The organism is Streptomyces achromogenes subsp. achromogenes, from assembly GCF_000720835.1.
Lineage (GTDB): Bacteria > Actinomycetota > Actinomycetes > Streptomycetales > Streptomycetaceae > Streptomyces > Streptomyces achromogenes.
Map to the genome: position 1 here is coordinate 87,549 of NZ_JODT01000025.1, position 12,936 is coordinate 100,484.

The window sequence follows — 12,936 nt, forward strand, 5'->3', positions numbered from 1 at the left end:
ATACTGGCCACGTCTGGCGCGCATCCCATGACCGCTGAGGAAACCCACACGGGACTCGCACGCGCGCCGCACGGCGAAGTGGTACGTCACTTCCCAAGTCGGGCGGGGCCGCCGCCGGGTTGCCGTACGACGCCGACGGTGGCGCAGATCACAGCCAGGACCATGCCGCCGAGCAGGAAGAGATAGGAGCCGCCGCCCGCGCCGAACAGGAAGTCGCCTTCCGGGCGGGTGGTGGTGAGCAGGACCACGGCGACGAGCCAGCCCACGGCCGGCGCGACCGCCCCGCCCCGGCCGCGGGTGGCGTAGGAGCCGCCGAGGAAGGCCCCGGCGGCGCCGGCGAGGGCGAGCAGCAGCCCGCCGGGGAACCAGGCGGCCTGCACCAGGGCGCCGGCCGCGCCCACGAGCGCGCCGAGCAGGAACAGGCCGGCGAGGGCGGCGGCCCGGCCCGGGGAGGGCGGGCGCAGCGGCTGGGCGAGCAGCGGGCCCGGCCGGCCGCCGCTCATGACGCCTCCCCGACACCCGCGAAGAGGTCGGTCTCGCCGGGCTCGGCCGTGCCGCGCACCAGCTCGTAGTACTCGGTGGTGAACAGCGGCTGGGCGAGGGCGTTGGAGAGGGCGAAGTACGGGCCGGCCACCTCGATCTGGGTGGCGTGGGCGCGCATCGCGGCGGCCTTGGCGGCGGCGTGCGCGCCGCCGTCGACCGCGGTGGTGATCCGCTCGTCGTCGACCACGCCCGGTACGTCGTCCACGGTCGCGCTCTTGTCGAACGGCAGGGTGTCCAGCTCGCCCTGGAGGCGGGCGAAGGCGGCCTCGGCGACGGAGCGCGGGACGCGGTTCCAGTACACCTTGGCGATGCGGTGGCCGCGTTCGGCCGCGAGGTCGACGGCGCGCATGGCGACGCGGTGGGCCTGGACGTGGTCGGGGTGGCCGTAGCCGCCGTTGTCGTCGTAGGTCACGAGGACCTGGGGGCGGATCTCCAGGATCACCTCGGCGAGGTGGCCGGCGGCCTCGTCCACGTCGGCCTGCCAGAAGCAGCCGGGGTCGTCGTTGTCGGCGGTGCCGGTCATCCCGGAGTCGCCGTAGCGTCCGGCGCCGCCGAGCAGCCGGCCGTCGGTGACGCCGAGCGCGGCGAGGGCCGCGCCCAGCTCACCGCGCCGGTGGGTGCCCAGCGCGGGGCCCGTCAGATGCCGCAGCTCCGGCGGGATGACCTCGCCGCGCTCGCCGAGGGTGCAGGTGACCAGCGTCACATGGGCGCCCTCGGCCGCGTACCTGGCCATGGTCGCGCCATTGTTGATCGACTCGTCGTCCGGGTGCGCGTGCACCAGCAGCAGACGCCGCGCGGGCAGTTCCGTCATGGCACCACCCTACGAGGTTCCGCGCACCGCCCCCGGTGACACCGGCCCTCAGAACTTGATGCTGCCGATCATGCCGGCGACGTTGGTCGTCAGCTCCCTGATCGTGGGCGCGATGGTCGAGGAGGCGAGATAGAAGCCGAGCAGGATGCAGACGACCGCATGGCCGCCCTTCAGTCCTGACTTCTTGATCAACAGGAAGACGATGATCGCCAGCAGCACCACCGCCGAAATCGAGAGTGCCACGGCGGCTCACCTCCAAAGATCCCAGGGACGCGGGTTCTAGATCAGTTGAGCAAATCCATGCAGACGCCAGCGGGTTCATACCCACACAGCGGTAGTGATCATAACTATCCGTGTGCGCGCATCGCTCGGCGCACAGCCGCACAAGGGGGCGCATGGCCAATATGGTCGGGGTATGACGACCGAGGCTGACTCCTTCCCCCGCCGGTACGCCCGGACCCAGCGGTTCACGCTCGGCGCGCCGCGTTCGTTCACCGTGGCGCCGGACGGCACGCGCGTCGCGTTCCTGCGTTCCGGCTCGGGCACCGACCGGGCCAACTCCCTGTGGGTACTGGATCTTCCGGACGGCACCGAGCGCCTGGCGGCCGATCCCGGGGTGCTGCTCCAGGGCTCCCCCGAAGAGCTGTCGCCCGAGGAGCGGGCCCGCCGCGAGCGCAGCCGGGAGGGGGGTGCCGGCATCGTCGGTTATGCCACCGACACTTCCGTGGAGGTGGCGTCCTTCGCCTTGTCAGGGCGGCTTTTCACGGCGGAGCTGCGGGCCGGGACGGCACGCGAACTCCCCGTTCCGGGGCCGGTGATCGACCCCCGTCCGTCCCCCGACGGGCGGCATGTCGCCTACGTCGCGCGGGGCGCGCTGCGGGTGGTGGGCGCCGAGGGGGAGGGCGACCGGGCGCTGGCCGAGCCGGAGTCGGCGGAGGTCTCCTACGGGCTCGCGGAGTTCATCGCGGCCGAGGAGATGGGGCGTTCGCGGGGCTTCTGGTGGGCCCCGTCCTCCGACCGGCTGCTCGTGGCGCGCGTGGACGACACGCCGGTGCGGCGGTGGTGGATCACGGATCCGGCCCGTCCGGAACGTGAGCCACTCAACATCCGGTACCCGGCGGCGGGCACCCCCAACGCGGACGTACACCTGTTCGTTCTCGGGCTGGACGGCAGCCGCACGGAGGTGGTCTGGGACCGGGACCGCTACCCCTATCTGGCACGTGTGCACTGGTCAGAGGCGGGTGCGCCGCTGCTGCTGGTGCAGGCGCGGGACCAGCGCAGCCAGCTGTTCCTGGCCGTGGACCCCGATTCCGGGGCCACCCGGATGGTGCACGCCGACGAAGACCCAGATTGGCTTGAACTATTCGCTGGTGTGCCCTGCTGGAGCCCCTCGGGGCGGCTTGTCCGCATCGCGGACGAGGGCGGCGCCCGGGTGCTGACGGTCGGAGAACGGCCGTTGACCAGCGCTCAGTTGCACATTCGTGCGGTTCTGGACGTCGGTTCGCAGGACCTACTGGTTTCCGCCTCTTCCGGTCCGGAGGCCGCGGCGCCGGAAATTGGCGAAGTTCATGTGTACAGGGTGAACGAGTTGGGCGTGGAGCGCGTGTCGGACGGGCCCGGTGTGCACTCCGCGGTGCGCGCCGGGGGCGTCACCGTCCTGGTGTCCGCGGCCCTGGACCGGCCGGGTACCCGGGTCCGGGTGCTGTACGACGGGAAGCCGGCGGCCACGATCCGGTCGTACGCCGAGGATCCGGGCCTGCGTCCGCGGGTGACGCTCACCGAAGGGGGCGCACGCCGAATTCCATGCGCCGTGCTTATGCCACGGGACTACCCCGGTGACACTCCTCTGCCGGTGCTGCTGGATCCCTACGGCGGCCCGCACGGCCAGCGGGTGGTGGCCGCGCACAACGCCCACCTCACCTCCCAGTGGTTCGCCGACCAGGGTTTCGCGGTGCTCGTCGCCGACGGCCGGGGCACCATGGGCCGCTCCCCCGCCTGGGAGAAGGCGGTCCGGGACGACCTCGCGGCCGTGGTGCTCCAGGACCAGGTCGACGCGCTGCACGCGCTCGCCGAGCGGTACCCGCTGGACCTGGACCGGGTGGCGATCCGGGGCTGGTCCTTCGGCGGCTATCTGGCGGCGCTGGCGGTGCTGCGCCGCCCGGACGTCTTCCACGCGGCGGTGGTCGGCGCGCCCGTCACCGACCTCAGGCTCTACGACACCCACTACCAGGAGCGCTACCTCGGCGACCCGGGCGAGCGGCCGGAGGTCTACCGCCGCAACTCGCTGATCGACGACGCGGGGCTGGTCGACGCGGCCGAGCCGCACCGCCCGATGATGGTGATCCACGGCCTCGCGGACGACAACGTGGTGGTCGCCCACTCGCTGCGGCTGTCCTCCGCCCTGCTGGCCGCCGGCCGGCCGCACGAGGTGCTGCCGCTGTCCGGGGTCACCCACATGACCCCGCAGGAGACGGTCGCGGAGAATCTGCTCCGCCTCCAGCTGGACTTCCTGCGGCGCTCCCTGCCCCCGGTGAAACGCCCGTGAACACCGTTAACACGCAGGCAACTCCGCGGAAGCGGTACCGATATACGGACACGGCAGCCTGAATCGCGTACGGCCGTGCGGGTGCCGTAAACGGGCCGGGCTGACCATGTCACCCCGGCCCGTTCCCGTTGTCCCCGGGCTCCCCGGCCGCGACGGCCGGCCTCTCCTCGGCGAAGTGACAGGCCGACGGGTGGGCCGCGGGGCCGCCGGCGTCCCGGAAGACGGACGGCACCGCCAGCGCCGGGACCTCCCGCGCGCACCGCTCGCGCGCCTTCCAGCAGCGGGTGCGGAAGCGGCACCCGGACGGGACGGCCGCCGGCGAAGGCACGTCCCCGGTGAGGATGATCCGCTCGCGCCGGTCGCGGGCCCCCGGGTCGGGCACGGGCACCGCGGAGAGCAGGGCCTGGGTATAGGGGTGGGTCGGGTGGTCGTAGATCGCGTCGGCCGGGCCGCTCTCCACGATCCGGCCCAGGTACATCACCCCGACCCGGTCCGAGATGTGCCGCACCACCGACAGGTCGTGCGCGATGAAGACGTACGACAGGCCGAACTCCGTCTGGAGCCGGGCCAGCAGGTTGACCACCTGGGCCTGCACCGAGACGTCCAGGGCGGACACCGGCTCGTCGGCGACCACGATCTCGGGGCGCAGCGCCAGCGCCCGGGCGATGCCGACGCGCTGGCGCTGGCCGCCGGAGAACTGGTGGGGGTAGCGCCCCGCGTAGTCCGGGTCCAGGCCGACCACGTCCAGCAGCTCCCGCACCCGGCGGCGCCGGTCGCCCTTGGGGGCCGCGTCGGGGTGGATCTCGAACGGCTCCCCGACGATGTCCCCGACCGTCATCCTCGGGTTGAGCGAGGTGTAGGGATCCTGGAAGACCATCTGGACGGCACGGCGCACGGCCTTCAGCGCACGGCCGGACAGGGCGGTGACGTCCTCGCCCTTGAACCGGACGGTGCCGGCCGTCGGGCGCTCCAGATGGCACAGCAGCCGGGCCACCGTCGACTTGCCGCAGCCCGACTCGCCGACCAGGCCCAGGGTCTCGCCCCGGCCGAGCGTGAAGTCCACGCCGTCGACCGCCTTCACCGCGCCGATCTGCCTGCGCAGCAGTACGCCCCGGGTGAGGGGGTAGTGCTTGACCAGCCCGGTCACCTCCAGGATCGGCTCAGCCACGCAGGCACTCCCTCCAGAAGTGGCAGGCGCTGCCCCGGCCGCCGGGGACCTCGTACAGCGGGGGCTCGTCGGTGCGGCACACGTCCTGGGCCATCGGGCAGCGCGGGTGGAAGGAGCAGCCGGGCGGGACGCGCAGGGGGTTCGGCGGCAGGCCCTTGATGGCGTTCAGCTCCCGGCCCCTGCGGTCCAGGCGGGGCACCGAGTCCAGCAGACCCCGGGTGTAGGGGTGGGCCGGGGCCCGGTAGAGGTCGTGCACGGGCGCGGACTCGACGATCCTCCCGGCGTACATCACCGCGATCCGGTCGGCGACGTCGGCGACCACGCCCAGGTCGTGGGTGATCAGGATCAGCCCCATGCGGTACTCGCGCCGCAGCTCCGCCAGCAGGTCCATGACCTGGGCCTGGACCGTGACGTCCAGGGCGGTGGTGGGCTCGTCGGCGATGACGAGGGCCGGCCGCAGGGCCAGCGCCATCGCGATCATGATGCGCTGGCGCATGCCGCCGGAGAACTGGTGGGGGTAGTCCCGCACCCGCTGGGCCGCCGCCGGGATGCGCACCCGCTCCATCAGCTCCACCGCCCGGGCCCGGGCGTCCCTGCGGGACATCCCCCGGTGCACCACGAACATCTCCCCGAGCTGGTCCCCCACGGTGAGCACGGGGTTGAGGGCCGACAGCGCGTCCTGGAAGATCATCGCCATCGCCGCGCCCCGGATCCGGCGCCGCTCGCTCTCCTTGAGGGTGAGCAGGTCCCGGCCCTGGAACAGGACGCGCCCGCCGGTGATCCGGCCGGGCGGGGTGTCCAGGATGCCCATCACGGCCTGCGCGGTGACGGACTTGCCGGAGCCGGACTCGCCGAGCACGGCCAGGGTCTCGCCCGCGTCCACCGCGTAGCCGACCCCGTCGACGGCCCGGGCGACGCCGTCCCGGGTTTGGAACTCCACGCGCAGATCCCGCACTTCGAGCAGCACGGCACCGTCACCTCAGCTTCGGGTCGAGGGCGTCGCGGACCGCGTCGCCGAGCATGATGAAGGCCAGCACCGTCACGGCCAGGGCGCCCGAGGGCCACAGCAGGGCGTGCGGGGCGTTGCGGATGAAGGGGGAGGCGGCGGAGATGTCGATGCCCCAGGAGACGCTGGGCGGCCTCAGGCCGACGCCGAGGTAGGACAGGGTCGCCTCCAGGGCGATGTAGGTGCCGAGCGCGATGGTGGCGACGACGATGACGGGCGCCACCGCGTTGGGGGCGATGTGCCGCAGCAGGATGCGGGTGTCGGAGGCGCCGAGGGCGCGGGCGGCCTGGACGTAGTCGTTCTGCTTGACGGTGATGACCGAGCCGCGCGCGATCCGGGAGATCTGCGGCCAGCCCAGCAGCACCATGAACCCGACGACCGGCCAGACCGTGGTGGAGGTGACCATCGAGAGCAGGACCAGGCCGCCGAGGACGACCGGGATGGCGAAGAAGATGTCGGTGAGCCGGGACAGCAGCGCGTCCCAGATCCCGCCGAAGTAGCCCGCGAGCCCGCCGAGCACCGAGCCGAGCAGCGCCACCCCGAGCGTGGCGCACAGGCCGACCGTGACGGACGTACGGGCGCCGTGGACGGTGCGGGTGTAGACGTTGCAGCCCTGGCCGTCGTAGCCGAAGGGAGCGCCCGGGGCCGGGCCGTCCTGGGACCGGGCCAGGTCGCAGCTCAGGGGGGAGCCGGGGGCGATCAGCGAGGGCCACAGGGAGATCAGCGCCAGGAAGCAGATGACCAGGGCCGACAGCAGGAAGACGGGGTTGCGGCGCAGGTCCCGCCAGGCGTCGGACCACAGCGAGCGCGGCCGGGCCGCCGGTCCCCGCCCCGGTGGTCCGCCCGGGGTCCCCTCCAGGGTGACGGCCTCGCTCGCGCCGAGGTCCATCGCGCCGCCCATGCCGGTGCCGGCGATCGCGCCTTCGGGCTCGTAGGGCTGTTCAGGCATGGCGGATCCTCGGGTCGAGTACGGCGTACAGCAGGTCGACGAGCAGGTTGGCCACCAGGAAGACCAGGACCAGCACGGTCACGAAGCCGACGACGGTCTGGCTGTTCTGGCGCAGGATGCCCTGGTAGAGCTGGTAGCCGACGCCGTGGATGTTGAAGATCCGCTCGGTGACGATGGCGCCGCCCATCAGCGCGCCGATGTCGGTGCCGATGAAGGTGACCACGGGGATGAGCGAGTTGCGCAGCAGGTGCCGGGTGACGATCCGGCGGCGGGGCAGGCCCTTGGCGACGGCGGTGCGGACGTGGTCGGAGCGCCGGTTCTCCACGAGGGAGGTGCGGGTCAGCCGGGTGACGTAGGCGAGCGAGACGGAGGCGAGGACCAGCCCGGGCACGATCAGCTCGTCGAAGCCGCCGGCGTGTACCGAGGGTCTGATCCACTGCCACTTGATGCCGAGCAGCAGTTGCAGCAGCAGGCCGGTGACGAAGGTCGGCACCGAGATGACCACCAGGGTGGCCAGCAGCACCGCGGTGTCCACGGGCCGACCGCGCCTGAGCCCGGTCACCACGCCCAGCGTGACGCCGACGACGACCTCGAAGAGGACGGCCACGACGGTCAGCCGGACGGTGACCGGGAACGCCGTCGCCATCAGCTCGGTGACCGGCTGTCCGTTGAACGCCGTACCGAAGTCGCCGGTGAAGACCTTCCCCATATACGTGAGGTACTGCCGCCACACCGGCTGGTCGAGGCCGAACTCCCGTCTGAGCTGGGCGGCGGTCGCCGGGTCGCAGGCCCGTTCCCCGCACAGGCCGGCGACGGGATCGCCCATCACGTTGACCATCAGGAAGATCAGCAGCGTGGCCCCGACGAACACCGGGATCATCTGCAGCAGCCGGCGCAGGACATGGCGTCCCATGGCTCAGCCGACCCTGATCTCGTTGTAGACGGGCACGCTGAAGGGGTTGAGCGCCACGTGGGTGAGCCGCTCGGAGTAGCCGGCGTTGCCGTTCTGGTACCACAGCGGGATCGCGGCCATGTGGTCCCGGACGACCTTCTCGGCCCGCTGGAAGAGGGCGACGGACCCGGCGGGGTCGGTCTCGGCGTTGGCCCGGTCCACCAGCCGGTCGAACTCCTCGTCGGACCAGGCGCCGTCGTTGGAGGAGGCGCCGGTGTAGTAGAGGGGCTGGAGGAAGTTCTGGATGAGCGGGTAGTCCATCTGCCAGCCCGCGCGGAACGGGCCGGTCATCCGGTGCCCGCCGAGCTGGTCGCGGAAGTCGGCGAAGGTGCCGACGGGGTTGCCGACGCAGGCCCGGTCGTCGCCGAGCGCGTTGTTGATGGAGTTGCACACCGCGTCGACCCACTGCCGGTGCGAGCCGGAGTCCGCGTTGTAGGTGACGGTGAGCCGGCCGCCGGGGATGCCGCCGCCTTCCTCGATCAGCTCGCGCGCCCGGCCGGGGTCGTAGTCGCAGGCGCTGCCGCACAGGCCCTTCTTGTAGCCGCCGGCCGCGCCGAGCACCGGGGAGGTCCAGTCGGTGGCCGGGGTGCGGGTGCCGCGGAAGATCGTGTCGGTGATCTGCCTGCGGTTGATCGCCATGGACAGTCCGGTGCGGACCTTCTGTGCGCCGGGTCTGCTCCAGGCCTTGTCGTAGTAGGGGAAGGCGAGGGTCTGGATGATGCCCGCGGGGGTGTTGAGGTAGCGGTCGCCCAGGTCGCTCTTCACGTTCTTCAGCTGGGCGGCGGGGATGTCGTCGGCGAGGTCGAGGTTGCCGGCCAGGAGGTCGGTGTAGGCGGTGTTGCTGTCGGTGTAGACGAGCAGGGTCACGCCGTCGTTGCGCGCCTTGTCCGGGCCGGGGTAACCGTCCCACTTCTTCAGGTACATCTGCGCGCCCTTTGTATAGGACTCGATGGTGTACGGGCCGTTGCCGACCGGCTTGCGCACCCAGGCCGCGTGGTCGGTGAAGAAGGCGCGGGGCAGCGGGGCGAAGGCCGCGTAGCCGAGGGTGTCGGGGAAGCCGGAGAACTTCTGGTTGAGCCGGACGGTGAAGGTGTGGTCGTCCACCACCCTCAGTCCGCTCAGGGTGTCGGCGCGCTGCCGGCCGCTTGCGGGGTGGACCTGGTCGTAGCCGTCGATGTAGCCGAAGAAGTAGGCGTTCTTCTGGTTGTTGCGCAGGCTCGCCCCGTAGTTCCAGGCGTCCACGAAGGAGCGGGCGGTCACCTTCTCGCCGTTGGAGAAGTTCCAGCCGTCTTTCAGGCGGACGGTGAAGGTGCGCGAGTCCCGGGTCTCGATGGACCGGGCCAGCCAGTCGCGGGCCTTGCCCGTTTTCGGGTCGTACCGCTTCAGGCCCCGGAAGATCATGTCGAGGACCTTGCCGCCCTGTACCTCGTTGGTGTTGGCCGGCTCCAGCGGGTTCTGCGGGTCGGCCCAGGAGGAGCTGAGCACCGCGCCGCCGTTGCCGCCGGCGCCCGTGCCCGCGCAGCCAGTGGCGGTGAGCGCCAGGGCCAGCGCCGCTCCGGCGGCCCGTCGGGCGTGCGTACCGCGCCGCATGGCGTGCCTCCTCGTGAGCCGGAAAAAACGAGTACGGGTCGAGGGACACATACCGCGCGCGGCCGGTGCGTACCGCCCGAAAAGACGGCCTTTAGGGGGACGCGTCATCCGATTGCAGGCACCCGGCGTCCGGCCACTGATGATCTTGACCATCGAGCGCAATAGATCGACGCGTAACGATGCTGAAACGTTGGATTGGGACGGGGTGATGTACGCATGTCGACACTCCACCGTCCGCATATCGAACTCCTTGCCCGTTTCGCGCAGTTGGTCCGATGTGAAGCACGGATTGATTACGGCGCGCTACCCGCGTAGCTACGGAACGATCAAGGGAGAGTAAAGAAGGTAAAGAGAAAACCAAGGGCGTCGAGAATTTATTGACCTTGAATGAATTGCGTTGAAAAAGTCCGGCGTAGCCCGTAGGGGAGCGCCCTGCGGAGCCTTGACCCACAAGGCACGGAGCATCATGACCCCCGCAACCCCTTCCCCGGCCACCCCGCTCGAGGTGACCGACGAAGACAGCGCCGCATCGGCGAAGCCCGGCACCCCCAAGGGCAGCGAAAGCCGCTCTCCGGGACGGCTGGCCTGGATCCGCTTCAAGCGGGACCGGACGGGCGTCATATCCGCCTTCGTGGTGATCTTCTTCTTCGTCGTGGGCATCCTCGCCCCGCTCATAGCGAAGCTGTACGGCAAGGACCCGTACACCACCTACGGCATGAACATCCCGGGCCTGCTGAACGAGTTCAACTACCCGGTCAAGCCCAACGGCGGCATCAGCTCGGACTTCTGGTTCGGCATCGAGCCGCAGCTCGGGCGGGACGTCTTCACCTTCCTGCTCTACGGCATCCGCAACTCGCTGCTGATCGCGACCGCGGCCGCCCTGCTGACGACCCTGCTCGGCGTCGTCGTCGGCATCACCGCCGGTTACCTCGGCGGCAAGACTGACTACTTCGTCGGCCGGGTCATCGACATCCTGCTGGCGTTCCCGCAGACCCTCTTCTTCATCGCCTTCTGGCCCGTGGTGATGGCCATCTTCGTGTCGCCGGAGGAGAACACCCCGGTCTGGCTGACCGTCACCAGCCTCATCCTCGTGATGACGGCCTTCGGCTGGGCCTCCATCGCCCGACTGCTGCGCGGCGAGGTGCTCGCCCTGCGCGAGCGGGAGTTCGTGGAGGCGGCCAAGGTCACCGGCGCGTCCCCGGCGCGCATCATCTTCAAGGAACTGCTGCCGAACCTGTGGACGCCGATCCTCATCCAGGCAACGCTCCTGCTACCCGCGTACGTCACGGCGGAGGCGGGCCTCGCCTTCCTCGGCGTCGGTCTGTCGGACCCCACCCCCGACTGGGGCGTGATGATCCAGAACGGCGCCAAGGTGTACCAGGACGACATCACCTTCATGCTCTTCCCGGGCCTGTCGATGGTGCTCTTCGTGGTCGCCTTCAACCTCCTCGGTGACTCGGTCCGCGACGCCCTGGACCCCAAGACCAAGCGCTGATCTCCATCCCCGGCCACGGCGACGGGGCCCGGCCGGGGTCCCAGCACCACTTCGTTCCTCCAGCAGAACAGGCCAGCCATGTCCTTTTCCCGCAGAAACTTCCTGATCGCCACCTCCGTCGCGGCCGCGGGCTCGACCGTGCTGTCCGCGTGCAGCAGCGGTGACGGGGGCGGTGGCAGCACCCCGAGCGCCGGCGCCACGGAGTACACCGGCGCCCAGGTCACCATCGGCACCAAGGCCGACTCCACCGGCCCGGCCCCGGAGGTCCCCGGCGCGAAGAAGGGCGGGACGATCTACGGTCTGGCCCCGGACGACTTCTCGCACCTGGACCCGCAGCGCATCTACTACGCGTACAACTCCACCGTCGCGAACGTGCTGCACCGCTGCCTGACCGGCTACAAGATCGACGCCAACGGCCGGCAGAAGCTGGTCGGCGACCTGGCCACCGACACCGGCACCGCCTCCGCCGACAACAAGACCTGGACCTTCACGCTGAAGGAGGGTCTGAAGTGGGAGGACGGCAGCGAGCTGACCGTCGAGGACGTCCGCCACGGCATCGAGCGCTCCTGGGCCACGTTCATCACCGAGGGCGCCGACTACGCCCAGCGGGCGCTGACCGGCAAGGCCGGCAAGTGGCGTGAGGGCTACGAGGGCCCGTACAAGGGCAAGCACCTCGACTCGATCGTCACCGACAAGGCGAAGCGGACGATCACCTTCAAGCTGGCCGAGGCCAAGCCGGACTTCAACTTCACGCTGGCGATGCACTCGTACGCCCCGGTGCCGGCGAAGCTGGACACCAAGGAGAAGTACGACAAGAAGCCGGTCGCCTGCGGCCCGTACATGGTCAAGGCGCACACCACCGACAAGTCGATGGTGCTGGTCCGCAACAAGCACTGGGACCCGAACACCGACCCGATCCGCAACGCCTACCCGGACGGCTTCGAGTTCCGCTTCGGTGTGGAGACGCTCGACTCCACCGACCGCCTCATCGCCTCCCAGGGCAACGACGCCTACGCGGTCTCCATCTACAAGGGCGTCCCGGCCGAGCGCATCCAGAAGGTCCTGACCGACCCCGACCTGAAGAAGCGCACCTTCAACGGCCTGATCAGCGGCACCTACTTCTACTGGATCAACACCAAGCGGGTCACCGACCTGAAGGTCCGCCAGGCCCTGATCCACGCCTGGCCGCTCCAGCAGATCCGGCAGATCTACGGCGGCCCGTCCGCCGGTGACATCGCCACGACGACCATCAGCCCCGACATCATCGGCTACGAGAAGACCGATGTGTACGGCAAGCTGAAGAAGCCGCAGGGCGACCCCGAGGCCGCGAAGAAGCTGCTGAAGGAGGCCGGCAAGGAAGGCCAGAAGATCGTCTACGCCTTCCCGAACGACCCGACCTACAACAAGACCAAGGTCGTCATCGAGAACGCGCTCAAGGCGGCCGGCTTCTCCCCGGTCATCAAGCCGATCGACTCCACGTCCTACTACGACCAGGTCCAGCAGGTCGACAACAGCTACGACGTGATGTGGGGCGGCTGGTCCCCGGACTGGCCGACCGCCTTCACGATGCTCCAGCCGCTGTACGACGGCGAGGCCATCGGCAACGGCAAGAACAACGTCTCGCAGACCGACATCGACTGGATCAACGAGGGCATCAAGAAGAACGCCGTCATCAGCGACCAGAACGAGGCCGGCAAGGCCTGGATGGCCCTCGACAAGCGGATCATGGAGGAGGTCGCCCCGATCATCCCGGAGACGTTCACCCGCCGCTTCTACGTCTACGGAAACAAGGTCGGCGGCGCGCAGTTCGACCCGAACTTCTCCGCCACGCTGCTGTACAAGACCTTCGTCAAGGCCTGACGTACGGCCCCCTAGGC

At 70.3% G+C, this 12,936-nt stretch carries 11 protein-coding genes; 3 read left to right on the forward strand and 8 right to left on the reverse strand.

What is annotated here, in order from left to right; translation table 11 throughout:
* Positions 1–86 precede the first annotated feature (86 nt).
* From IH25_RS0125135 to IH25_RS0125145, 3 genes are read right to left on the reverse strand one after another with little or no spacing between them, the layout of a single operon-like run.
* A complete protein-coding gene (locus IH25_RS0125135; protein WP_030614863.1) occupies positions 87–503 on the reverse strand; it encodes a DUF6113 family protein in 417 nt (138 codons plus the stop codon).
* Complete coding sequence (mshB, locus tag IH25_RS0125140; RefSeq protein ID WP_030614865.1) at positions 500–1,354, reverse strand: N-acetyl-1-D-myo-inositol-2-amino-2-deoxy-alpha-D-glucopyranoside deacetylase; 855 nt, start codon at positions 1,352–1,354, stop codon at positions 500–502. The genes IH25_RS0125135 and mshB overlap by 4 nt, the downstream gene beginning before the upstream one ends.
* Positions 1,355–1,402: 48 nt before the next feature.
* Positions 1,403–1,597, reverse strand: a complete 195-nt coding sequence (locus IH25_RS0125145) for a hypothetical protein (RefSeq protein ID WP_030614868.1) — start codon at positions 1,595–1,597, stop codon at positions 1,403–1,405.
* A 172-nt stretch (positions 1,598–1,769) separates the two neighbouring features.
* Between IH25_RS0125145 and IH25_RS0125150 the strand changes: the two genes are divergently transcribed.
* Positions 1,770–3,899, forward strand: coding sequence for a S9 family peptidase (locus IH25_RS0125150; RefSeq protein ID WP_030614872.1), 2,130 nt, complete (start codon positions 1,770–1,772; stop codon positions 3,897–3,899).
* 109 nt (positions 3,900–4,008) lie between these two features.
* Here IH25_RS0125150 and IH25_RS0125155 read toward each other — a convergent pair whose 3' ends face one another.
* Genes IH25_RS0125155 through IH25_RS0125175 form a run of 5 tightly spaced genes read right to left on the reverse strand, consistent with a single transcriptional unit; the run spans position 4,009 to position 9,564 of the window.
* Positions 4,009–5,067, reverse strand: a complete 1,059-nt coding sequence (locus IH25_RS0125155) for an ABC transporter ATP-binding protein (protein WP_030614874.1) — start codon at positions 5,065–5,067, stop codon at positions 4,009–4,011.
* Entirely contained in the window at positions 5,060–6,034 is a 975-nt protein-coding gene (locus IH25_RS0125160) for an ABC transporter ATP-binding protein (protein ID WP_030614875.1), read from the reverse strand. The genes IH25_RS0125155 and IH25_RS0125160 overlap by 8 nt, the downstream gene beginning before the upstream one ends.
* 7 nt (positions 6,035–6,041) lie before the next feature.
* Positions 6,042–7,022, reverse strand: coding sequence for an ABC transporter permease (locus IH25_RS0125165; RefSeq protein WP_030614876.1), 981 nt, complete (start codon positions 7,020–7,022; stop codon positions 6,042–6,044).
* The gene (locus IH25_RS0125170) at positions 7,015–7,935 is read right to left on the reverse strand and encodes an ABC transporter permease (RefSeq protein ID WP_030614877.1); all 921 of its coding nucleotides are present in this window, start codon (positions 7,933–7,935) and stop codon (positions 7,015–7,017) included. Before IH25_RS0125170 ends, IH25_RS0125165 begins: the two co-directional genes overlap by 8 nt.
* A 3-nt stretch (positions 7,936–7,938) precedes the next feature.
* Entirely contained in the window at positions 7,939–9,564 is a 1,626-nt protein-coding gene (locus tag IH25_RS0125175; RefSeq protein WP_030614878.1) for a peptide ABC transporter substrate-binding protein, read from the reverse strand.
* Positions 9,565–10,030: 466 nt separating this feature from the next.
* Here IH25_RS0125175 and IH25_RS0125180 point away from each other — a divergent pair, with 466 nt between their 5' ends.
* Together IH25_RS0125180 and IH25_RS0125185 are read left to right on the forward strand one after the other, a co-directional pair.
* On the forward strand, positions 10,031–11,059 hold the full coding sequence (locus IH25_RS0125180; RefSeq protein ID WP_030614882.1) for an ABC transporter permease: 1,029 nt from the start codon (positions 10,031–10,033) through the stop codon (positions 11,057–11,059).
* Between the two features lie 78 nt (positions 11,060–11,137).
* On the forward strand, positions 11,138–12,919 hold the full coding sequence (locus IH25_RS0125185; RefSeq protein ID WP_030614885.1) for an ABC transporter substrate-binding protein: 1,782 nt from the start codon (positions 11,138–11,140) through the stop codon (positions 12,917–12,919).
* Positions 12,920–12,936: the final 17 nt, after the last annotated feature.